This is a genomic window from Kineosporia sp. R_H_3, from assembly GCF_002198675.1.
In the GTDB taxonomy this organism is placed as follows: Bacteria; Actinomycetota; Actinomycetes; order Actinomycetales; family Kineosporiaceae; genus R-H-3.
The window spans coordinates 60,036-82,747 of the sequence record NZ_MWLL01000246.1 but is presented as its reverse complement, the minus strand read 5'-3'; the positions used below and the strand labels follow the sequence as shown (position 1 = coordinate 82,747).

Below are 22,712 nucleotides of genomic sequence, written 5' to 3'. Positions count from 1 at the left end.
CGCCCGCGGGTGCAGCTGCTGCTCCCGTCACCCGGGCAGGCAGTCCCGGACGGTCCGGCCCGCCAGCGACAGGTAGAGCGCGAACCGGCCCGCGACCAACCAGAGCGTCGCAAGCGTCCAGACGGTGTTCCTCACCGCGGCCGTCCGGCCGATCCGCAGCATGGCCAGCACGAGGGCGGGGGTCACGACGAGGACCTCGACGGCCGTGACGCGGTCGCCCCAGACGCACTCGAACGCCTCGCAGCCGTACTGCGCGGCCCCGGTCCCGGTGCAGCCGGTGCCGACGTAGACCCACATGACCAGGTACGCCGCCGCGCTGAGGACGCCGAGGAGCACCGCGACCGCTCGTCGCTGCCGCCCCGTCGCGGAGGTCGTCACGGCACGCAGCCTAGCCGACCATGATCACCCGGCCCGGCGGACCGGTGGTGCCGGTCGCCGACGTGCGCGACCGGACCACCGCGAGCGCGACCGCACCGCAGCTGTCGCGCCTACCCGTAGTACGCCTTGCGCAGCAGCTCCTCGATCTCGGCGACCATCGGCATCCGCGGGTTGGTGCGGGTGCACATGTCCGTGAACGCCGCCGAGACGAGGTCGGGCAGCGCTGCGAGGAAGTCCTGCTCGGCGACACCGGCGTCCCGCAGCGTCCGCGGCAGGTGCACCTGCTCGATGAGGTCGTCCACGGCGGCGAAGAGCCGTTCACGGCGTTCCTCGTCGGCGCGCCCGCCGAACAGGATGTAGCCGATCTGCGCGTACTTCTCCGGCGCGACGTAGGTCGAGTACCCGGGCGCCGGCATGAACTTCGTCGGCAGGGAGGCGTTGTACCGCAGCACATGGGGCAGGAGGACGGCGTTCGCCCGCCCGTGCGGGACGTGCAGCTGCGCGCCGACGGCATGGGCCATCGCGTGGTTGACGCCGAGGAACGCGTTCGAGAACGCGAGGCCGGCCATGGTCGAGGCGTTGGCCATCCCGGTGCGGGCCTCGATGTCGTCACCGTGCTCGACGGCCGCCGGCAGCCACTGGAAGATCATGCGGATCGCCTGCATGCAGAACGCGTCCGTGTACGGCGACGAGAAGATCGACACGGCGCCCTCGAGCGCGTGCGTGAGCGCGTCCAGCCCGGTGTCGGCGGTCGGCCCGGGCGGCAGCGACAGCGTGAGCACGGGATCGACGACCGCCATGTCCGGCACGAGGCAGTAGTCGACCATGGTCGCCTTGCGCCGTCCGACGGTGATGACGGCGGCAGGGGAGACCTCGGAGCCGGTGCCGGCGGTGGTCGGGACCGCGACGAGCCGCAGGCTGTGGCTGTCGGTGGGGAAGTCGGCGACCCGCTTGCGGGGGTCGAGGAAGGGCAGCGACAGCTCGGCGAGGTCGAGCTCGGGGTGCTCGTAGAACAGCCGCATCGCCTTGGCCGCGTCGATGACGGAACCGCCGCCCACGGCGACGAGGAGATCGGGCTGGAGGTCTCGCATGATCGCGACACCCGCCATCACGGCGGCCTCGTCGGGCTCGGGACGGATCGCGGAGTAGATCTTCACGTACCCGGCCGTGAGCTGGTCGCGCACTGCCTGGATGGTGCCGCTCTCCTCCAGGAACGCGTCGGTCACGAGGAGGACGCGCTCCGCCTGCAGCGTGCGCAGGTTCTCCAGCGCGCCGACGTTGAAGAAGATGTTCGACGGCACCCGGAACCACTGCGGGGGCGTCTTGCGCCGCGACACGGTCTTGATGTTGAGCAGGTTCCTGTAGTTGACGTTGTCCGTGGTGCTCGACCCTCCCCAGGTGCCGCAGCCGAGGGAGAACGTCGGCGGCAGGCTGTTGTAGATGCCGCCCAGGGCGCCGACGGCGGTCGGTGCGTTGACGAGGATGCGCCCCGTGCGGACCGCCGCGGCGTACCTCTCGACGACCGCGTCGTCGTGGGCGTAGATCGACGACGTGTGGCCGAGGCCGCCGTGCTCGGTGACCGTCACGGCGCAGTCGATCGCGTTCTGCTCCGAGGTGGCCCGCACGACCCCGAGGACCGGCATGAGCTTCTCGCGGCACAGCGGGTGCACGGCCAGCTGCACGGGGTCGCTCGGCAGGGTCGCGAGCAGCACCTTCGTGTGCGCGGGGACCGTGATCCCGGCGCGGGCGGCCAGCTGCGGTGCGGTCTGGCCCAGGGCGGCGAGGTTGACCCGGCCTTCGTCGCCGGGGCCGCCGAAGGCGAACTCGGTCAGGGTCGCCTGCTCCTGGGGGGTCAGCAGGTGCGCCCCCAGCCGGCAGAACTCGCCGACGACGCGGTCGTGGACGACGTCGTCGATGACGAGCGTCTGCTCCGCCGGGCAGATGACCGACGCGTCGAAGGTCTTGGAGATGAGGACGTCGACGACGACGCCCTCGAGGTCGGCGCTGCGGTGGACGTAGCAGGGGGCGTTGCCCGGCCCGACCGACATCGCGGGCTTGCCCGCCGAGTTGGTGAGCTCGACGATCTTCGTGCCGCCCGTCGTCCAGATGAAGTCGACGCCCGGATGGCGGAAGAGGTGGTGCGTCACCGAGTGCTCGGCGTCCGGGATCATCGCCAGCGCCCCGGCCGGCATGCCGGCCGCCTCGCCGGCGTCACGGAGCAGCTCGACGACGCGGGCCGCCGAGCGCGTGGCCATCGGATGCGGCCTGAACACGATGGCGTTGCGCGTCTTGGCGGCGCAGATCGCCTTGAAGAGCACCGTGGACGTGGGGTTCGTGATGGGGGTGATGGCGAGGATCACCCCGATCGGCTCCGCGACGTGCTGGATCCCCAGGGCGGGATCCTCGTCGATGACGCCGACGGTCCGCTTGTCCCGGAGGTAGTCGTAGAGGAACTCGGTGGCGAGGAAGTTCTTGACGACCTTGTCCTCGAAGATGCCGAAACCGCACTCCTCGACGGCCAGCCGGGCGAGCTCCACGGCGTGCGTCAGACCTGCCCGCACCATGGCGGCGACGATCGCGTCGACCTGCCCCTGGTCCAGCGCGCGGAACGCGTCCGCTGCCGTGCGCGCCGCCGCCACGACATCGTCCGCGGCCTCGGTGCCGGTCCGGCGGGCCGGCGTCGCGCCGTCCGGGCCGGGCCGGGCCGTGGCGGGCTTCCTGCTCTGCGTCGTGGACCGGGTCATCTGGACCTCCCCGCGTGGACCGGTGTTCTCCCAGGACTATTCGACGCGGCCCGGTCGCCCCGGATCGTGGGACGTTCGGCACGCAGCGCAGATCACACCGGGTGGGCAGACTGCTGTCGTGCCCACGGACGAGGCCAGCCAGACCGTCGAGATCGACGCCCCCACCGACGTCGTCCTCGCCGCGATCCGCGACGTCGAGAGCCAGCCGACCTGGATCAGCGAGATCCTCCGCGCGGAGCTGCTCGAGGAGTACGAGGACGGCACCCCGGCCACGGCCCACATCGTCGCGGCCGCCCCGGTCGGCACCGACGAGTACGTCCTCGAGTACGAGCACCCCGACGACGACAGCGGGATGAGCTGGTCGCTCGTGAAGGGGCGGCTGCAGACGGGGCAGGACGGGCGGTACACCCTTCGGCCGGTGGGTCCGGCGCGCACCGAGGTGACGTTCAGCCTGCGGATCAGCCACCACCTGCCGCTGCCGGGCTTCGTCCGCCAGCGGGTCATCAAGGGCCTCGTGGCGAGCACCGTGAACGGCCTCAAGAGTCATCTGGAGCGCTGACCGGCAGCGGCGGCCAGGCAGCGTGAGCCGAGCGTGAGCCGAGCGGGAGCCGAGTAGGCCGATCGGCACTTGTGTGACGACGGGGCGGCGGACAGCGTGGTCGCGCCGGCGTGGGGGCGCTCGGCCGTTCCGTCCTGCCAGGGACGCGACGACCAGCAGACGGCGTGACGACCGGCGGGCCCGCGGCCAGGGCAGGCCCGCCCGGGCGCCCCCGATCTCGGACACGGAGCACGGTCCCATGAGTGTCAGTACGCGGCCCGCCGGCGCCTCGCCCCCCGGCGGTCCCGACGGCCCTGCCGTCCCGTCCGCGCCGGACCCGGCGGCGGACCTGGGCGGCATCGGTGCGGCGAACGTCGACGAACGGCAGGTCTACCGCGTGCTCGTGGACGTCCTGGCGGTCCCCGAGCAGGTGGACGCCCTGCTCGCCGTCCTCGGGACGGCCGTCTGCGGGCTCCCGGACGACCACGACGGCGCGTGCCGCCTGGCCTGGCGGATGGCCGCGACCGGTCCCGGTCGCGACGTCCCGGTGCTGCCGGAGGTCGAGCGGGATGTCCGGGTGGCACTGGCCGCCCTCGAGGCCTGGCCCGCCCCTGCGGCGACCGCCGACCTCCTCGCACAGGCGGCGGCGCAGGAGCGTCACCCACACGGCGCCGACGAGACCTGACGGGCCTGCTGCCGGTGGTCCGGCGGAGGCGGCCATCATGGCTGATAGCGATAACACGGAGGACGGGAGGGACCGGACGTTGACCGACGACCAGGGACCGACCCGCCGCGACGCGTCCGCGCCGTCCCCGTGCGTCGCCCCGGCCGCGGTGACGGTGTACCTCGTGGACGACCACGCCCTCATGCGGCGGGGGATCCGGGAGGTCCTCGAGTCTGCCGGGATCACCGTGGTCGGGGAGTCGGCGACGGCGCAGGAGGCGGTACGCCGGATCCCCGCGCTGCGCCCCGACGTCATGCTCCTGGACGTCAAGCTGCCCGACGGGTCCGGTGTCGACGTGTGCCGCCGGGTCCGCGGCCTCGACCCGGCCATCGCGGCGCTCATGATCACCACCTACGACGACGACGAGGCCCGCAGCGCCGCCCTCACCGCCGGGGCGGCCGGGTTCGTGCTCAAGGAGGTCGAGGTCGCCGACCTCGTGCGTGACGTCCGGAGAGTCGCCCGCGGTGACGTCCTCGTCGGCCCCGCCGCCGACCCCGTGGCCGGCCACGGCGGGGACGTCGACGTCGAGCCCGGGCTGCTGGAGCGCCTCACCCGGCAGGAGCGCCGGGTGCTCGACCTCGTCGCCGAGGGGCTGACCAACCAGCAGATCGGTGACGCGCTCGGCATCAGCCCGAAGACGGTGAAGAACCACGTCACGTCGGTGCTGCTCAAGCTCGACGTCCGCTGGCGGACGCAGGCGGCGGTCTACCTGGCCCGGGCCACCGGGTCGGGCGGGGCCCATCCCGCCGGCCGCCCGGAGTGAGCACGCCGGCGGGGGTGCCCCGGCGGACGTCCGCGCGCACCCCACGGGGCGAGGCAGCGATGGTGCTGCTCGACGGGTCCGGCACCGTCGTCGCGACGAACGCGGAGTGGGACGGGTTCGCCCGGTCGACGGGTGCCGATCCCGCCCTCTTCGCGGCCGGGTCGTCGTACCTCGCGTTCTGCGCGACCGCAGGGCTGCCGGCGGCGATGCTCGTCGAGCAGGTCGTCGGCACCGCCGTCCGCGGTGGGCATGCGGTCCCGATGAGGTTCCAGGTGGAGTGGCCCGTCATGGGCGGGCGGCGGCCGTACCTCGTGCACGTCGCCAGCCGGTTCGCGGACGACGGGTCGTGCGTCGGGGCGACGATGACGCTCGGGGCCGTGCCGGAACCCGGCCCGTCGCGCAGCGGCTCCGACAGCTGGACCCGTCTGCGTGACCCGGAGTCGCTCATCACCCTCACGCTCGACACGGTCGACGACGCGGTGGTCATCCTCGAGGCCCCGTCGCTCCTGCCGGTCTACGTGAACAGGGCGGGACTGACCTGGCTCGGGCCTGCCGCGGACCGGGTGCCGTTGCGGGGCACCGGGGTGCCGCTGTCGGCAGCCGCGATCGCCGAGATCCTCGGTGCGCTCGAGCAGGTCGCCTCCGGAGCGGTGGACCGCGCCGACCTCACGGTGCCCGCCGTCCGGGACGACGGTGAACAGGTCTGGCTGGACCTGCGACTGTGCGCGCTGCCGTCGCCGGGGGTCCGGCCGGAGCACGTCCTCGTCGTCGCCCACGACATCACCGCGCGAGTGCGCGCCGAGGAACGCTTGCGGATCAGCGAGAAGTCGTTCCGCTCCGCCTTCGAGCGGTCGCCGATCCCGACGTTCGTCACCCGCCTCGAGGACGACGGGGGGCGCGCGATCGTCATGGCGAACGAGGCGCTCGCGGACGCTCTCGGGCTCCCGCTCGACGCCCTGATCGGCGCGGACACCGGGATGCTCGACCGCCCTGACGAGGAGCGCGAGGGCCGCCCGCTCGCTCAGGCATTCGCGGTCAGCGGCGAGCAGCACTTCAGCTGCCGCAGGCTCCACACGAGACCGGACGGCGCCACGGTGTGGTTCGACGTCTTCGTGACCCGGATCGACGTCGCGGGCGACGAGGCCACCGCGGCGCTGGTCCACCTCCTCGATGTGACCGACCGGGTCCTCACGACGTACCGCAAGGAACGCCAGCAGGACGCGATGGCGGCGCACGCCGCTCTGGTGACCTCCGTGCTCGCCGGCGACGACCCGGCGCTGGTCGAGCAGCGGATGCTCGACAGCCTCCGCGAGGTCTTCGCGGCCGACGACGTCCTCCTCGCCGTCCAGGACAGGTCCTCGGACGAGGTGGTCGTCGTCCGTGGCTCCGGTGCCCGGGCGGCCCGGCTGGCGGCGGCGCGGTCGCCGCTCGACCCCGACGTCGTCCGGCTCCACTTCGAGCAGCGGCAGGCGATGCTCGCCCCCGGGCCGGCATCGGACGGCGCCCCGGACGACGGCGTGGACCTGGTCGCCGCCGCCCGCTTCGACGTGGACTCCCGCCTCGGCTGGGTGGCCGTGGCCCGCGCCGTGCCGCCGTTCGACGCCGACGAGCTGCTCATCCTCGGCTCCTTCAGCCGGCAGTCCGCGCTCGCGCTCGAGCTCGGCCGGGCCCGCGCCGACCAGGAGCGGCTCGGCCGGCTCGAGGAACGCCAGCGGCTGGCCCGCGACCTGCACGACACAGTGCTGCAGGACCTCATCGCGATCGGGGTCCAGCTCGGGCTGCTCCGGGGGACGCTGTCCGCCCAGGCCGAGTCCCGGGTGGTCGACGTCATGCGCGAGCTCGTCGGCACGGTGCGCACGCTGCGCGGCGCGGTGTTCCAGCTGCGGCGCCCGCTCGAGGAGGACTCGTTCGAGGACACCGTGCGGGCGGTCATCGGCTCCGCGGCCCGGGCGCTCGGCCACCAGCCGACGCTCACCGTCAAGGGGGACCTCGGCCGGGTTCCGCGTCAGCTCGCGGCCGACCTCGCGGCGGCGCTCCAGGAGTCCCTGAGCAACGTCATCCGGCACGCCGCCGCGGGGACGACCCACGTGACCCTGGACATCACCGACGAGCGCATCGTCCTCGAGGTCGCCGACGACGGGGCCGGCCCGCAGCCTGCGCGCCCGGCGGCCGGCCACGGCCTGGCGAACCTCGCCGACCGCGCCCGGTCGGCCGGTGGCACGAGCGTCCTGCGGCCGGGGGCGGTCCGCGGTGCCGTGCTCACGTGGCAGGTGCCGATGCCGCCGGGCGACCAGTCGGGAGACCGCGCCGAGCCGCCCGGTGCCGGCCCCCCGGGCACGCCGGAGTAGGCCGATCGGCACTGGGACGACACCCGACGGCAGTGCCAGCGTGACGGGGTGTCCTGGACGTCCGTGCCGGCGCCAGGCGGGTCCGCGGTGCCGGAGCAGCCCCTGACGTCGCGGACGTTCCCGAAGGAGCTCCTCGAAGGCGCGGTCGCCGCTCTGGCGGACCCGTTCATGCTGCTCGCCCTGCCCGCACCGGACCGCGGGCCCGGGCAGGAGGCGCCCCAGGTGCTCTACGCGAACGCCGCCGCCGAAGGCCTCGTCGGGGCCGTCCACGGCTCGCCGGTGCACACGGCCGTAAGGCGCGTGCTCGCCACCGGCACGGCCGAGCGCCTGCGCTGGGTGCGGGCGAGCGGTGACGACGCGACGGTCCTCGACGTCCGCGTGACGCGGGTGGACGCGGCGACGGCGTCGGTCGTGTGCCGTGAGGCGGCCGAGGTGATCCCCGGCCTGCTCGTCGACGCCTACCGGATCGCGGACGGGGCCTGGGGCACCCTGAGCAGCGTGCTGGACGCCGCCCCGGACGCCTTCCTCGTGCTCGAGGTCGGCGCCCTCGACGAGAGCGGTCCGCAGCCGCAGCGCGCGGTGCTGCGCCACTACAACCGGGCCGCGGGATCGCTCGTCGGGGTGCACGAGCACGACGTCGGCAGGCCCGTCCACGAGACCCTCGACGCCACCTGGGCGCGCCGCCTCACCGATGCGCTCGCCCGGGCCGGGAGCGCACCGGTGCGGTACCGGTCGCGGGCCTGGGACGACGACGGCCTGTGGAGCGCGGCCTACGACGTCACGGTGGTCGTCGCCGACCCGGTCGTCGGACGGGTCGTCGTCGTGCTCCACGACGCCACCGACGACGAGCGCTCCCATCGCCGGCTCGAGGACGAGCGGTTCCTCGCCGAGCGCCGGGCGAGCTACGACGACCTCACCGGGCTGCTCAACCGCCGCACCCTGCACGACCACCTGCGCCGCACCCTCGCCGCCACCGGCCCGGGGCGCCGCGTGGCGGTGCTCTTCGCCGACCTCGACGGGTTCAAGGCGGTCAACGACGGGTACGGCCACGCCGCCGGCGACCGGCTGCTCGCCGCGGTCGCCGACCGCCTCGGTCGCGCCGCCAGGGTCGGTGACGTCGCGGGCCGGTACGGCGGCGACGAGTTCGTCGTCGTCATGCCCGACGTCCCGGCCGACTGGTCGCCGGAGGCGACGCTCGCGCGCCTGGCCCGGACGCTGTCCGAGCCGGTCTGGGTCGAGGGCGCCGTGCTCACCCCGAGCGCCACGCTGGGGGCCTACCTGGCCGACCCGTGCGCCCGGCCCGGGGACCGGGACCCGCTCGGCGTGATCGCCGCCGCGGACCGGGTCATGTACCGGCTCAAGGCCGCGAGGGCGGACGGCGCGGGGTTGCCCGGGGACGCCCGCAGGGCGTAGACCGGCAACCCTCCTCGTCGTCCGGGAAGGCCGCCATGTCCGCCGCAGACCTCACACCCGTCGAGCTCACCGTCGTCGACACCAACGGCGCCGTCTACACCCCGCGGCCGATGCCCGGCCTCGGTGACGGGCTCGAGGTGCTCCCGCTCGTCACCGACCCGGACACCGGCATGCAGGTCATGAAGGCGGTCTACCGCGCCGGCTTCGTCAACCGGTGGCACACCCACCCGTGCGCGCACGGGATCTACGTGCTGTCAGGCACCCTCGTGACGCACCGGGGCAGCTTCCCGGCGGGGAGCTTCGTGTGGTTCCCGGAGGGCGGTCGCATGGAGCACGGGGCGTCCCCGGACGGCGACGTGACGATGCTCTTCATCACGAACAAGCCGTTCGACATCCGGCACGTTTTCGAGGAGTGAGAGCGCCGGGAGCGCTGCCTCCCGCCACTCTCAACGTATAGCCGACCCGGGGGCTTGCGGCAAGACCCGTGTCGTGCAGCACGATCGACGGCGTGAACCTGAGGACCAGCAGTGCGTTCGACCTCCCCGACCACCTCTCCCGCAAGGCCGACCCGGCCCTCGTCGCCGCCGACGAGCAGCACTTCTCCGCGATCGCGCGGACGCTCGACGAGACGATCTCCGACCTCACCGACCGGCTCGACGCCGAGCGCCGGGCACCCGGCGGCAGCGGCCAGGAGGCGATGGACCGGGACCTCGAGATCCATCGCCTCACCACCCGGCTGCGCACCCTGCGCCGCTTCGGGCTCGACCTGTGCCTGGGCCGCATCGTCGCCGCGGACGACGCCGCGCCGGTCTACGTCGGGCGGCTCGGCCTCACCGACCGGGCGGGCCGCCGGTTGCTCGTCGACTGGAGATCCCCTGCGGCAGAACCGTTCTTCGGGGCCACCCACGGCGACCCCATGGGCTTGGCGAGCCGCCGCCGCTACCGCTGGACCCGCGGCCGCGTCAGCGACTACTGGGACGAGGTCTTCACCGCGGACGGGTTCGAGGGTCACGCCGCGCTCGACGACCAGTCGGCCTTCGTCGCGAGCCTCGGTGCGGACCGGTCGCCCAGGATGCGCGACGTGCTCGGCACGATCCAGGCCGACCAGGACGCGATCATCCGGGCCGGCTCCCGCGGCGCCCTCGTCGTCGACGGCGGCCCGGGCACCGGCAAGACCGTTGTCGCCCTGCACCGTTCTGCCTATCTCCTGTACTCCGACCCGCGGCTCGGGCACCGGCGGGGCGGCATCCTGTTCGTCGGCCCGCACCAGCCGTACCTGGCCTACGTCGCCGACGTCCTGCCCAGCCTCGGTGAGGAGGGCGTGCAGACCTGCACCCTGCGCGACCTCGTCCCGGAGGGGGCGTCGGCGCCCGACGAGACCGACCCCGCCGTGGCCCGGCTCAAGTCGACCGCCGCGATGGTCACGGCGGTCGACGCCGCCGTCCGGATCTACGAGGAGCCGCCCACGCGCGGCCTCACCGTCACGACCCCGTGGGCCGACGTCCGGCTGGAGCCCGCCGACTGGGCCGAGGCGTTCGACGCCCCGGACCCCGGCACCCCGCACAACGAGGCGCGCGACCAGGTCCTCGAGGCGCTGCTCGACGTGCTCGTGGACCAGCACCTCGACGAGAGCGACGACGTCCCGACCGAACTGGTCCGCCGCGCCCTGCGGCAGGACGCGGCCCTGCGGACGACGCTGAACCGGGCCTGGCCGATGCTCGAGCCGACCGACGTCGTCGGGGACCTGTGGTCGGTGCCGGCGTACCTGCGCGCGTGCGCGCCCTGGCTCGGGCCGGACGACGTCCGCACCCTGCAGCGCGCGGACGCCCAGGCCTGGACGGTCGCCGACCTGCCCCTCCTGGACGCCGCCCGGCAGCGCCTCGGGGACCCCGAGGTGTCCCGGCGGCGCCGCCGGCACGCCGCCGCCGTCGAGGCGGAGCGGGAGCGCAGGAACGTCGTCGTCGACGACCTCGTCGCCTCCGACGACTCCGAGATGCTCGTCATGTCGATGCTCCGCGGCCAGGACCTCCAGAGCGTGCTCGTCGACGACACCGTGCCGGTCGGTCCCGACCCGGACCGGCTCGCCGGCCCCTTCGCGCACGTCGTCGTCGACGAGGCGCAGGAGCTCACCGACGCGCAGTGGCAGATGCTGCTGCGACGCTGCCCGTCCCGCAGCTTCACCGTCGTCGGCGACCGGGCCCAGGCCCGGCGCGGGTTCCCGGAGTCGTGGCGCGAACGCCTGGAGAGGGTCGGGTTCGACCGGATGGAGCAGGCGTCCCTGAGCATCAACTACCGCACCCCGGAGGAGGTCATGCGCGAGGCCGAGCCGGTCATCCGGGCGGTGCTCCCGGACGCCAACGTGCCGACGTCCGTCCGCAGCAGCGGCATCCCCGTCACCCATGGCCGCACGTCGGACCTGGCCGCCGTCGTCGACGCGTGGCTCGCCACCCATCCCGAGGGCATCGGCTGCGTCGTCGGCGACCCGACGTTCCGGACGACGGACCGCGTCCGGTCGATCACCCCCGAGCTCGCCAAGGGGCTCGAGTTCGACCTCGTCGTGCTCGTCGACCCCGACGCGTTCGGCGACGGTGTCGAGGGGGCCGTCGACCGGTACGTCGCGATGACCCGGGCGACGCAGCGGCTCGTCGTCCTTACGAGCGGCTGACAGCGACGCCACCCCTGGACAGGTGAGTAAATACTCACCTATTCTCTCCGTCCGTGGACGCGGTCTTCAAGGCCATCGCCGACCCGTCGCGGCGGCGCCTCCTCGATGCCCTGAGGGAGCAGGGCGGACAGTCGCTGGCCCAGCTGTGCGCCGTCCTCCCCGGGATGACGCGGTACGGCGTCAGCGCGCATCTCGCGGTACTGCAGGGGGCCGACCTCGTCACCGTCGTCCGGGTGGGACGCACCAAGCGGCACTTCCTCAACCCCGTGCCGCTGGCCGAGCTTCAGCGGCGGTGGTTGTCGGAGTACACCAGCGCCACCGCCAACGCTCTGCTGTCACTACGTGCACACCTCGAGGGGCCCACCATGACCAGCGATCCCGTCGTCACCACACCCAAGACCGTGTTCACCATCTACATCCGTGCGTCACGGCAGCAGGTGTGGGACGCGCTCACCGAGACCGGAACACCTCGCGGCTGGCTCTACGGAACCGTGACCCGCAGCGACTGGAGAGCAGGGGGGCGCTACTCGCAGGATGCCGATGGCTTCGTCATGATCGACGGCGACGTGCTGACGAGCGAAGAGCCGTCGCGGCTCGTCCTCGGCTTCGACGCGCACTGGGACGAGGCCGTCGATGCCGAGCCGGCAGGTGTGCTCGACTACCGGATCGAGGAGGCCGGCGAGGGGGTCACCCGGCTCACCGTGACCCTCAGCGAGGTGACCGGAGAGACGGCTGCCGCAGCCGAACGTGACACGCCGTCGATCTACTCGTCGCTGAAGTCACTGCTCGAGACGGGGCAGCCGTTCGCGACCGACCGGGCCTCGTGAGGGCCGGCGCTCAGGCCTTCGGCGCGAACAGCTCCAGCGCGATGTTGTCCGGGTCACGGAACTCCAGGATGTACCCGGCGCCGATGTCCTTGACGCCGCCGTGCGGCGTCCCGCGGTGCTCGAGCACGGCGGCGGCGTCGTCCAGATCGGCGCGGGAGCCGACGGAGAAGCTCACGTGGTCCAGGCCGACGCGGTCCTCGTCGAACGAGTCCGAGGCGACCGGCCGCAGCCCGAGCAGCGAGTCCCCCAGAGCGTAGATCACGCCGTCGTAGAGGAAAGCCAGCTGCGCACGGGTCGTCTCGTCGGCGTCGTCCGGTACCTCGTACACGACGGGGAGCCCGAAGACGTCGTCGTAGAAGGCGCGGGACCGACCGATGTCAGTGACGGTGAGTCGGACGTGGGCGATGGCGCGCGGGGGGACCGGCATGCGGCCGATGCTGCCACCTGCTGCACGTGCCGCCCGTCCAGGAGGCGTCGCCCGGCGCGAGGCGGGGTCAGGTCCCTTGACGTGAACACCCGGTAGCGCCACGGTTGCGACCGCCGGCCGGGCCGTGACGACCTTCCGGTTCTTGATCTAGTCTCTGGCCCGGACGACGCCGACTGGTCGGGGGTACGGATGGGCGGGCCCGGGCACCGGGTTGTCGGTGGGCGTTACCAGCTCGCCGACCTCATCGGGCGCGGCGGGATGGGCAGTGTCTGGCGGGCGGAGGACACCGTGCTGTCCCGGCAGGTCGCGGTCAAGGTCGTCGAGAGGTCGGCCACTGCCGACCCGGGCGAGGACGTCCTCGCCCGCGGGGCGCGGGAGGCGCGCGCCGCCGCGCGTCTCAACCATCCCCACGCGGTGACCGTGCACGACGTCGTGGAGGAGGGCGACCGCTGCGCCATCGTCATGGAGCTGGTCGACGCCCCTACCCTCGGGGACCTCGTCCGGATGCACGGGCCCCTTGCACCGCAGCGGGTCGCGGCGATCGGGCTCCAGCTCGTCGACGTCCTCGGCGCCGCGCACGCCGCCGGCATCGTGCACCGGGACGTCAAGCCGAGCAACGTCATGCTCCTGCCCGACGACCGCGTCAAGCTCACGGACTTCGGGATCGCCTCGCTCCAGGGCGATCCGCAGCTGACCCGGCCCGGGACGACGATGGGCTCGCCACGGTTCATGGCGCCCGAGCAGGCGACCGGCGAGACCGTCGGTCCGCCGGCGGACTGGTGGGCGCTCGCGGCGACGCTCTACTTCGCCGTCGAGGGGCGCCCGCCCTACGACCGCGAGAGCGCACAGGCAGTCGTCGCTGCCCTGCTGTGCCTGCCGCCGGATCCGCTCGTCCTGGCCGGTCCGCTCACCCCGATGCTCTCCGCGACCCTGGTCCGCGACCCGGCGGACCGGCCGGGCGTGGCCGTCCTGCGGACCCTGCTCGGCCTCGCGTCGGGCGACAGCGGGGCCGAGGACCGCACGCAGGGCGCGCGCACCGTCGAGCTCACCCAGCCTGCCGCCCCCGCGGCGGTCACCGGGCCCGGCCCTGCGGGATCCGTCCTGGCGGAGCCCGCCCGACCCGTCCTCGCGGAGCCCGGCCGTGCCGACGCCGGCCGGCCCGAACGCCGCAGCAGGCGTCGTCGTGCGGCGCTGCTCGTTCTCGCGGCGGGTGCGGTGGCCGTCACCGCCGTCCTGGGGGCCGACGCCCTCCGCGCGTGGCAGGACGACGCGCCGCCGGGCAGGAGCCCGGCAGCGGCTGCGGACCCGGGCCCCACGTCAGGCCGGGCGACCGGTGAGGAGGCCGGGCCGGTCTCCTCCGTCGCCGCCGTCCCCGACCCCGTTGCCGCCGTCTCCGACCCGTCGGGCTTCGACGACCTGGCGAACGGTCCGGCCGGCAGACCCGGCGCCCGGACGGCCCGGTCCAGCACGATCGCGGCCGCCGGGCAGAACCTGCCGCGCTTCACGCTGTCGGCGACGAACACCGACGGCGGATACGCGATCGCCGTCCCGAGCGGCTGGGACGTCGTCACCGTGGGCGCGTCGACGTTCGTCGACTGGAACGACACGATGTTCGCGTCGGCGTTCGAGGTGCGCAGCATGCCCGCCGCCGACCCGTGGGCCACCGTCCAGAAGCTCGAGAAGACCTTCGCCGCGGCGCACTCCGCCGACGGCTACGAGCGCGTCTCGCTCACCGATCGGTGGACCTACGCGGGGCGGCCGGCCGCGCAGTGGGAGTTCACCTGGCAGCGCAACGGTGTCCTGACCCATGCCCGGGTCGTGGCCTTCAGCGGAAGGGACCGCACGTACACGGTGCTGTACCGCAGCAAAGACGTCTGGTGGCTGGGCGGTGGCAGCGACCGGTTCCCGACGGACTTCGAACGCGGCTTCACCCTGCTGCCGTGAGCGAGCCGACCGCGTTCTTCGCCTACCCCGGCGTGGCGTCCGGGCACGCATCCGGGCCCGCATCCGGGCCCGCGCCTGCCGCGGGGTTCCTCTCCTCGCTGCCGGCGGCCGACTGGACACTGCTCGTCGGTGTCGCCCCGCCCCGCCGGATCCGGGCCGGGGCGACGGCGCTCGGGGCGGGTGAGGCCGACCGCGCCCTGCACATCGTCCTCGCCGGGCTGCTCCGCGAGGCCGGCGACGGCACCGGACCGGCCGCCGAACGCGGGCCGGGCGCCGTGTTCGGCGAGCGCTGCTTCCTCGACGGGACAGCGGCACCGCGTCCTGTCGTCGCCGTCACGGACAGCGTCGTCCTGCGCCTGGGACTCGTCGAGTTCGAGACGCTCGCGGCGCGCGAGCCGGGGATCGGCCGTTTCCTGCTCTTCGACCTGGCCCGCGTCCTCGCAGCCCGGGCCGCCCGGTGAGCACGGTGACGACGACCGGCGCCTCGGTCGCGGTCGTCGAGGTCCGTGCGCCCGGGCAGGCTCCGGAACGGCTCGCGGTCACCGGGGCGCTGGTGCTCGGCCGCGGCGACGGCGTCCACCGGCTCCCGGACACCCGGGTGAGCCGGCGGCACCTGCTGCTGTCGACGGTCTCGGGCCGGCTCGTGGTCACCGACCTCGGCAGCAGCAACGGCACCCGGGTCAACGGCACGCTGCTGCGTGGCAGCCGGACCGTCCGCCCCGGGGACGTCATCGACGTCGGCGACAGCCGGATCGAGGTCGTCGAGGTGCCGGGCGACGCCGGTGCGGACGTGGACGACCGGACGACGACCCGGGCACGCCCGGGTCTCGGGTCCGCCGCGGTCGCGGCCGGCCCCACCGGGCGACGCGCGGTGCTCCGGCTGCCCGACGGCACGCGGCGACCCCTCGACCTCGGCCCGGTCACCGACCTCGGACGTGACCACGTGGACGTCGTCGTGGACGACCCGACGGTGTCCCGGCGGCACCTGCGGCTCACGCTGACCCCTGGCGGGACCGTCGCCGCCGATCTGGGCAGTCGCAACGGGACCACGCTCGACGGCGTCAGGCTCACCGGGCCGACCGTCGTCCCGCCGGGTGCCCACCTGGGGTTCGGCGACACGGTGCTCGTCCTGCTGGACGACGCGATGCCGCCCGGGGACGTCTCCGTGCCGCCCCTGCCCCCGGTGACGGACCCGGCACCCGCACCGGCACCGGCCGGACCCGCACCTGCGACCGTCGCCCTGGGGCTGTCTGCCGTCCGCCGTCCGGACCCGTTCGCGCCCTACGTCCAGCAGCGTTCCCGGGTACCAGAGGTGGTCTGGCGCGCCGTCCGGGCCGCGAGCGTCGCGACGTACCTCGCGGTCTGCGCGCTGCTCGTGGCGCGCCCGGCCGACGGCCTCTTCGTCTTCTGGAACCTCGTCGTCCCGGTGCTGCCGCTCGTGTTCTTCGTCGCGCCCGGCGCGTGGCGCAACGTCTGCCCGCTCGCGGCCGGCAACCAGATGTCCCGGTTGCTGCAGGTCACACGGGGGTTGCCTGCTCCGCAGTGGCTCGTCGACCACGGGTTCGCCCTGTCCGCCGGCGCCTTCGTCACGATCGTCGCCAGCCGGAAGGTCCTGTTCAACGGCAACGGCCCGGCGCTCGCGGCACTCCTGCTCGCCACGCTGCTCGCCGCGTCCGCCGGCGGGTTCCTGCTCAAGGGCAAGAGCGGGTGGTGCTCGAGCGTCTGCCCGCTCCTGCCGCTGCAGCGGCTCTACGGCCAGACGCCGTTCGTGCTGGTCCCGAACAGCCACTGCCGCCCGTGCGTCGGGTGCACGAAGAACTGCTACGACTTCAACCCGCGGGCGGCGTACCCCTCCGACCTGCGCGACCCCGACCCGGCCTGGAGCGCGCCGCGCAAGCTCTTCGCGGGCGCCTTTCCCGGGCTCGTCGTCGGCTACTTCACCATCCCGGCGCCCCCGGCGATCGGCGTCGCAGAGATGTACGGGCGGTTCGGGCTCCATGTGCTGGCCGGTGCCGGTGCGCTCTTCGCGCTCGACGCGATCCTGCGACGCCGCACCGGTGCTGTCGTCGCGGCCTTCGCCGCGACGGGCTTCGGCCTCTTCTACGGCTTCGCCGCCGTCCCGGTCGCCGCGACGGTCGAGCGGCTGACCGGCGTGGACGTCGCGGCGGCGGTCTGGCCGGTGCGTGCGGGCGGCGGCGTCCTCGCGGCGCTCTGGTGGTGGCGGACCACTCGGCTCGAGCGGGCGTTCGTCGCCAGGTCCGCACCGGCCCCGGCAGCGAGCACCTCGGCCGCGACGACCTCAGCAGGCGCGGCGGCGGCCGGGGTCGTCGCCGGGGTCGTCGCCGGGGTCGTCGCCGAGGTCACGGCCCGCCCGCAGGTCCGGTTCTCGCCGCAGGACCGGCGGGTCGCCGTCGAGCCGGGCCGCACGTTGCTCGAGGTCGCCGAGGCCGACGGGCTGCCGATCGAGGCCGGGTGCCGGATGGGGGTGTGCGGCGCCGACCCGGTCGCGGTGCTCGAGGGCGCGGACGCCCTGAGCCCGGTCGGCCCCGACGAGGCCGCGACGCTGGCACGGCTCGGCTACGCCGGTGCGACCCGGCTGGCCTGCTGCGCGCAGGTGCGGGGCGACTGCGTCGTCTCGCTCACCCCGGACGTCGCCGCGGACGACGCGCCGGAGCGCACCGGGAGCACCACGGGCAGCAGCCCCGCACCGGACGCCGACCCCACCGTCCGCCGCGTCGTCGTCGTCGGCCAGGGCGTCGCCGGCGTCACGGCGGCGGACGTCGTCCGGCGCCGGCTGCCGGACTGCGAGATCCACCTGGTCGGCGCCGAGGAGCACCCGCTGTACAACCGGATGGCGATCACCCGGCTCATCCACGGCCGCTCCGCGATGCAGGGTCTCTACCTGCAGCCGGAGTCGTGGGCGCAGCGGCGGCGGATCACCTCCTGGCTCAACACCCGCGTGCGGGAGCTGGACGTGGCCGGGCACACCGTCGTGCTCGCGACGGGCGAGCGGCTCGAGTACGACCGCCTCGTCCTGGCGTCCGGCAGCGCCGCGGCCGTCCCCGCGATCGAGGGTTTCGGGATGCCCGGCACGTTCGTGCTGCGCCGGGCGGCCGACGCCATCGACGTCCGGGCCTACGCGCAGCAGCACGGGGCCCGGCGGGCCGTCGTCGCCGGGGCCGGTCTGCTGGGGCTGGAGGCCGCGTACGCACTGCACCAGCTGGGCCTCGCCGTGACCGTGCTGGAGCGGTCCCCGCGGCTGCTGCACCGCGCTGTCGACGCGGAGTGCTCGGCGTTGCTGGCCGGCTACCTGGAGGAGCTCGGCATCGAGGTCCTCACCGAGGCGGAGGCGGTCGGGGTGTCGGCCGGTCCGGCGGCACCAGGGTTCTCGCCAGGGATCAGCGGCGTCACCCTGGGCGACGGCCGCTCGCCGGCCGCCGACCTGCTCGTGGTCTGCGCGGGGATCGTGCCGGAGGCCACGCTCGCCCGGGAGGCGGGGGTGACCGTCCGTCGCGGGGTCGTCGTCGACGACCGGATGCGCACGAGCGCCGCCGACGTGTACGCCGCCGGCGACGTCGTCGAGCACGCCGGGCAGGTGCCGGGCCTGTGGCCTGTCGCGGTCGAGCAGGCGACCGTGGCGGCCGCCAACGCGACGGGTGCGGACCTGCGGTACGTACCGTCCCCGACGCCGCTGGTCCTCAAGGGGGTCGGCATCGACCTGACCGCTCTGCCCGCGCCCGCTGCGCCGGCACCGACCGGACCGGACGACGAGCCTGTCGTCGTCGCCGGGCCCGGCCGGTTCCAGTACGTCCGGCTCGAGGTCCGCGGCGGAGCCCTCGCCGGTGCGGTCGTGCTCGGGCGGTCGACGGACGCGCCGGTGCTCCTGGACGCCGTCCGGCGCCGGACGCCGGTCGGTCCGCTGCGCGACGCGCTCGCCGCGGGGAGGTTCGAGGTCCTCGCGGGCTCGTGACCGAGGTCGTCGCGCAGGTGACCTGATCCGGCCCGCGGATTCGTCCTCCGTCTCACACGGCGTTCACGTCCAGGCCTTGGCAGCGGCCATCACGGGGCTTACCGTCAGCGCAACCCGCCCCCGGAGGTCCGCATGTCCGCCGAAGCCCTGGTCACCGCTGCGCCCGACGCGCTCTCGGTCTCCCACCCGCTCGACCCGCTGAGCGCCGAGGAGATCACCGCCGCCGTCGCCGTCCTCAAGGCCGGGCCGGCCGCGGCCGACTCCTTCCGGTTCGCGGGCGTCGTCCTGCGCGAGCCGGGCAAGGCCGCGCTCGCCGGGGACCTGGCGGCCTGCCCGCGCGAGGCGGCCGTCGTCCTCATCGACCGCGCGGACGGCGCGGCCTACGAGGCCGTCGTCGACCTGGGCCGCGGCACCGTCGAGGACTGGCACGGCGTCGAGGGTGTCGGGCAGCCGCCGATCATGCTCGACGAGTTCGAGGAGTGCGAGGTCAACTGCAAGGCCGACCCGCGGGTCGTCAAGGCGCTCGCCCGGCGCGGGCTCACCGACCTGGACCTCGTCTGCATCGAGCCCTGGTCGGCCGGCTACTACGGCGTGGACGACGAGGGCCGGCGCCTGCTCCGCGCGCTCGTCTACGCGCGGATGCGCGCCGACGACAACCCGTACGCGCACCCGGCCGAGGACCTCGTCGTGATCTACGACCTCAACGCGGGCACCGTCGTGCGCGTCGAGGAGGGGCCGCTCATCCCGGTGCCGCGGCAGGAGGACAACTACCTCCCCGCCGACGTCGGGCCGGCGCGCACGGACCTCAGGCCGATCGAGGTCGTCCAGCCGGAGGGGCCGTCGTTCGTCGTCACCGGCAACCACGTCCGCTGGGCGGACTGGTCGTTCCGGATCGGCTTCACCGCCCGCGAGGGCCTCGTGCTCCACCAGGTGCGGTTCACCGACAAGGGCGAGGACCGTTCGGTGCTGCACCGGGTCTCGCTGTCGGAGATGGTCGTGCCGTACGGCGACCCGACGACGGTGCAGTACCGCAAGAACGCGTTCGACGCCGGCGAGTACAACATCGGTGCGCTCGCGAACTCCCTCGAGCTCGGCTGCGACTGCCTCGGCGAGATCCGGTACTTCGACGGCCTCGTCGCGGACAGCCACGGCGCACCGCTGACGATCAAGAACGCGATCTGCATGCACGAGGAGGACGACTCGATCCTCTGGAAGCACTACGACTTCCGCACCGGGTCGAGCGAGGTGCGCCGCTCCCGCAAGCTCGTGATCTCGTTCATCGCGACCGTCGCGAACTACGAGTACGGCTTCTACTGGCACCTCTACCTCGACGGCACGATCGAGTTCCTCGTCAAGGCGACCGGCATCCTCTCGACGACCGCGCAGCAGCCGGGCGAGCGGACGCCCTACGGCCAGCCCCTCAACAACGACGGGCTCTACGGCCCGATCCACCAGCACATGTTCAACATGCGCCTCGACTTCGACCTCGACGGCGAGAGCAACGCCGTCTACGAGGTCGAGACGGTGACCCCCGAGGACAACCCGCACCACAGCGCGTTCCACACCGTGGACCGTCTCCTCGAGCGCGAGCAGGACGCGATCCGGGTCGCGGACGCCTCCAAGCACCGCTTCTGGAAGGTCGTCAACCACGGACGGCGCAACGTCGTCGGCGACCCGGTCGCCTACAAGCTCGTGCCGTCCGACGCGATCACCCTCGCCGCCGGGCCGCAGTCCTCGGTCGCGTAGCGGGCCGCGTTCGCGACGAAGAACCTCTGGGTCACGGCGTACGACCGGAACGAGCGGCACGCGGCCGGCGAGTACCCGAACCAGAGCCGGGGCGGCGACGGCCTGCCGGCCTGGACGGCGGCCAACCGGCCGATCGCCGACACCGACCTCGTCGTCTGGTACTCGTTCGGCATGCACCACGTCGTCCGGCTCGAGGACTGGCCGGTCATGCCGCGCTCCCACGTCGGCTTCGCGCTCCAGCCGTTCGGCTTCTTCGACCGCAACCCGACCCTGAACGCGCCGCGACCGACGCCGCACGGCGCCGCGCACTGCGCGTCCGGCAACGGCAACGGCAACGGCGCCTGCGCCTGCGAGCACTGAGGTCGCGCGTCACGGACGGACGCACGGATCGCGCGGACCGGGTCAGCGACCGGTCCGCGCGAACGTGCGCCGCTGCCGCTCGCGCCAGCCGCCCGGCCGGTAGTGGCGCTCCGTCCAGCCGGACGTCTCGTCGAGGTGCCCGGCCCCGGCGGTGATCGCCTCGGGGTCGTTCGCGTCGAGGGTGGCCCAGTTGCGGAAGACGAAGTGCATGAAGAGCCGCTGGTACTCGGTGAGGTAGATGTCGGCGACGCGGCGGGCGGCCGCCCCGCGGACGACGACGGTGTTCTCCTCGTTGTCGGTCGTCGAGTTGTCCGAGTAGTTCGCCGACCCGGTGAAGAGGGTGGGGGAGTCGGTGAGCGGGTCCACGAGGATCACCTTGGTGTGCACGAACTTCACCCACGTGTTGAAGCCGGTGAGCTGCTCGTCCGCCCAGCCTTCGAGGGTCGCGTGCTGCAGGTAGTCGCCCCACGACGTCCGGACGTCGGGGTCCGTGGCCGGGACCGGGGTGTCCCGCGGCGGCCGCTTGTCGAGGAGCACGGTCCGGACGACGTCCCGGTCCCGGGCGAGGACGTCCCGGAAGACCTTGTGCAGCCCGAAGGCGCCGGTGATGTGCGCGCTGTCGGTCGCCGCGTCGAACGTCCGCGCGTACCAGTCGAGCAGCGGGCTCTTCGTGCCGCGCGGTGACAGCACCGCGGTGACGCCGTCCGGCGGCGGGAGCGCCGGGTCGACCGGGTTCCGCGTCTCGGTCCACTGCCGGGCGACAGCGGTGGTGCTCGTCTGGTCGGCGAGGAGCGCCCAGTAGTCGAGGAACTGCCCGGCGACCACCGGGTCGTGCACGAGGTGGCCGACGTTGAGGTGGCCGAAGAGCGCGCCCTGGGTGAGGTTCGTCGACCCGGTCCACACCGAGACCGGCTGCCCCTGGTGGGTGAGCACGAGGAACTTGTTGTGCTGCAACGCCGACCGCAGCGGCGCCGTCCGCCACGTGACGACGGGGTCGAGGCCGGCGGCGGTCACCGCGGTCCGGTTGTCCGCCGCGGTCCGGTCGGTGTCCTTGCCGGCGGCGGTAGCGGCGTCGGAGTCCTTGTCGCGGCCGTGGACGACGAGCGCGACGTCGGCACCGGCCGCCGCGGCCGCCGCCAATGCCTGCAGCCCACGGCCCCAGGTGAACTCGTAGAACGCGCCGCGCAGCCCCCACTCCGGCCCGTTCGCCCGGCCGACGAAGGCGAGGAACGCCTCCGCGAGCCCGCGGGACAGCCACGCGAACGCCGGATGGCTCTCGTCCGCACCCGTCGGCGGGCTGCAGTGCCCGAACCGCTTGGCGAACGCCTGCGACCCGGCGACGCCGCGGTTGAACCAGACCCCGTGCGTGCCGTCGTCCTCCGGCTCGGTCCGCACCCGCACCGACGCCTGGAGCAGCGGCTGCAGCGCCCCCGGCGCGCCCTGCCAGGCGACGACGTCGTACGTGTACTCGTGGTCGGGCTTGGCGGTGTAGTCGCCCCACTGGAAGCCCTGCACGGGGTGGTCGCGCAGCGAGAAGTCCATCCCCGGCGAGGGGTGCGGCACGAGGCTCGCGAACGTCTTCAGCCCGCGCAGCCAGTAGGTCTCGTCCTCGGTGTGGTCGGTGCGGCGGACGCCGAACCCGAGGCACCCCGCGGGGTCGACCAGGTCGAACCCCAGGAGCACCGCGTGGGTGCCGGCGACCGCGTGGACGGTCAGCCCGCCGACCGTGCTGGACGACCTCATGGGACGACCTCCGAACGCGTGGTGACGAGAGCCCGGACGAGCACCCTATTCCCGCGGAGGCCGCACGCGGCGGCGCACGTACGTCCCAGCCGACGCCGGACGGCGGCCGTCGTCCGGCAGGA

Annotated in this window: 15 protein-coding genes and 1 pseudogene; 12 read left to right on the top strand and 4 right to left on the bottom strand. The window is 74.0% G+C overall.

The window, feature by feature from the left end:
- Positions 1-27: 27 nt before the first annotated feature.
- Positions 28-378, bottom strand: coding sequence for a hypothetical protein (locus ECOMGDLI_RS30950; protein WP_143448049.1), 351 nt, complete (start codon positions 376-378; stop codon positions 28-30).
- 110 nt (positions 379-488) lie between these two features.
- Positions 489-3,122, bottom strand: a complete 2,634-nt coding sequence (gene adhE / locus ECOMGDLI_RS30945) for a bifunctional acetaldehyde-CoA/alcohol dehydrogenase (RefSeq protein ID WP_088320664.1) — start codon at positions 3,120-3,122, stop codon at positions 489-491.
- 118 nt (positions 3,123-3,240) lie between these two features.
- Here adhE and ECOMGDLI_RS30940 point away from each other — a divergent pair, with 118 nt between their 5' ends.
- The 8 genes from ECOMGDLI_RS30940 (at position 3,241) to ECOMGDLI_RS30905 (ending at position 12,400) form a co-directional block, all read left to right on the top strand.
- Entirely contained in the window at positions 3,241-3,681 is a 441-nt protein-coding gene (locus ECOMGDLI_RS30940) for an SRPBCC family protein (RefSeq protein ID WP_088320663.1), read from the top strand.
- A gap of 238 nt (positions 3,682-3,919) precedes the next feature.
- Complete coding sequence (locus ECOMGDLI_RS30935) at positions 3,920-4,345, top strand: hypothetical protein (protein ID WP_088320662.1); 426 nt, start codon at positions 3,920-3,922, stop codon at positions 4,343-4,345.
- Positions 4,346-4,493: 148 nt separating this feature from the next.
- A complete protein-coding gene (locus tag ECOMGDLI_RS30930; protein ID WP_369812814.1) occupies positions 4,494-5,147 on the top strand; it encodes a response regulator in 654 nt (217 codons plus the stop codon).
- Between the two features lie 59 nt (positions 5,148-5,206).
- Positions 5,207-7,495 carry a PAS domain S-box protein gene (locus ECOMGDLI_RS30925; protein WP_088320660.1) on the top strand — a complete coding sequence of 763 codons (2,289 nt, stop codon included), beginning with the start codon at positions 5,207-5,209 and terminating at the stop codon, positions 7,493-7,495.
- A 48-nt stretch (positions 7,496-7,543) separates the two neighbouring features.
- Positions 7,544-8,908, top strand: coding sequence for a GGDEF domain-containing protein (locus ECOMGDLI_RS30920; protein ID WP_088320659.1), 1,365 nt, complete (start codon positions 7,544-7,546; stop codon positions 8,906-8,908).
- A gap of 35 nt (positions 8,909-8,943) precedes the next feature.
- Positions 8,944-9,324, top strand: coding sequence for a cupin domain-containing protein (locus ECOMGDLI_RS30915; protein WP_088320658.1), 381 nt, complete (start codon positions 8,944-8,946; stop codon positions 9,322-9,324).
- Positions 9,325-9,416: 92 nt separating this feature from the next.
- Positions 9,417-11,573, top strand: a complete 2,157-nt coding sequence (helR, locus tag ECOMGDLI_RS30910) for an RNA polymerase recycling motor ATPase HelR (protein ID WP_088320689.1) — start codon at positions 9,417-9,419, stop codon at positions 11,571-11,573.
- A gap of 53 nt (positions 11,574-11,626) precedes the next feature.
- Entirely contained in the window at positions 11,627-12,400 is a 774-nt protein-coding gene (locus ECOMGDLI_RS30905; RefSeq protein WP_088320657.1) for an SRPBCC domain-containing protein, read from the top strand.
- 10 nt (positions 12,401-12,410) lie between these two features.
- On the opposite strand, the gene ECOMGDLI_RS30900 is transcribed toward ECOMGDLI_RS30905, so the two are convergent.
- On the bottom strand, positions 12,411-12,827 hold the full coding sequence (locus ECOMGDLI_RS30900; protein ID WP_088320656.1) for a VOC family protein: 417 nt from the start codon (positions 12,825-12,827) through the stop codon (positions 12,411-12,413).
- A gap of 189 nt (positions 12,828-13,016) precedes the next feature.
- Here ECOMGDLI_RS30900 and ECOMGDLI_RS30895 point away from each other — a divergent pair, with 189 nt between their 5' ends.
- From ECOMGDLI_RS30895 to ECOMGDLI_RS30880, 4 genes and pseudogenes are all read left to right on the top strand, one after another.
- Positions 13,017-14,771 carry a serine/threonine-protein kinase gene (locus ECOMGDLI_RS30895; RefSeq protein WP_088320655.1) on the top strand — a complete coding sequence of 585 codons (1,755 nt, stop codon included), beginning with the start codon at positions 13,017-13,019 and terminating at the stop codon, positions 14,769-14,771.
- On the top strand, positions 14,768-15,232 hold the full coding sequence (locus ECOMGDLI_RS35055) for a Crp/Fnr family transcriptional regulator (RefSeq protein WP_158221221.1): 465 nt from the start codon (positions 14,768-14,770) through the stop codon (positions 15,230-15,232). The genes ECOMGDLI_RS30895 and ECOMGDLI_RS35055 overlap by 4 nt, the downstream gene beginning before the upstream one ends.
- 5 nt (positions 15,233-15,237) lie before the next feature.
- Positions 15,238-18,741, top strand: a complete 3,504-nt coding sequence (locus ECOMGDLI_RS30885; RefSeq protein ID WP_143448047.1) for an FAD-dependent oxidoreductase — start codon at positions 15,238-15,240, stop codon at positions 18,739-18,741.
- A gap of 132 nt (positions 18,742-18,873) precedes the next feature.
- A pseudogene (locus ECOMGDLI_RS30880) lies at positions 18,874-20,847 on the top strand (primary-amine oxidase).
- 42 nt (positions 20,848-20,889) lie between these two features.
- Here ECOMGDLI_RS30880 and ECOMGDLI_RS30875 read toward each other — a convergent pair.
- Complete coding sequence (locus ECOMGDLI_RS30875) at positions 20,890-22,590, bottom strand: phospholipase D-like domain-containing protein (protein ID WP_088320652.1); 1,701 nt, start codon at positions 22,588-22,590, stop codon at positions 20,890-20,892.
- Positions 22,591-22,712 lie beyond the last annotated feature (122 nt).

Bases quoted from the DNA above. Each gene is read 5' to 3' on its own strand.
- ECOMGDLI_RS30915 (WP_088320658.1), top strand. From the start codon at position 8,944: ATGTCCGCCGCAGACCTCACACCCGTCGAGCTCACCGTCGTCGACACC.
- ECOMGDLI_RS30925 (WP_088320660.1), top strand. From the start codon at position 5,207: ATGGTGCTGCTCGACGGGTCCGGCACCGTCGTCGCGACGAACGCGGAG.
- ECOMGDLI_RS30895 (WP_088320655.1), top strand. From the start codon at position 13,017: ATGGGCGGGCCCGGGCACCGGGTTGTCGGTGGGCGTTACCAGCTCGCC.
- ECOMGDLI_RS30875 (WP_088320652.1), bottom strand. From the start codon at position 22,590: ATGAGGTCGTCCAGCACGGTCGGCGGGCTGACCGTCCACGCGGTCGCC.
- ECOMGDLI_RS30935 (WP_088320662.1), top strand. From the start codon at position 3,920: ATGAGTGTCAGTACGCGGCCCGCCGGCGCCTCGCCCCCCGGCGGTCCC.
- ECOMGDLI_RS30900 (WP_088320656.1), bottom strand. From the start codon at position 12,827: ATGCCGGTCCCCCCGCGCGCCATCGCCCACGTCCGACTCACCGTCACT.
- adhE (WP_088320664.1), bottom strand. From the start codon at position 3,122: ATGACCCGGTCCACGACGCAGAGCAGGAAGCCCGCCACGGCCCGGCCC.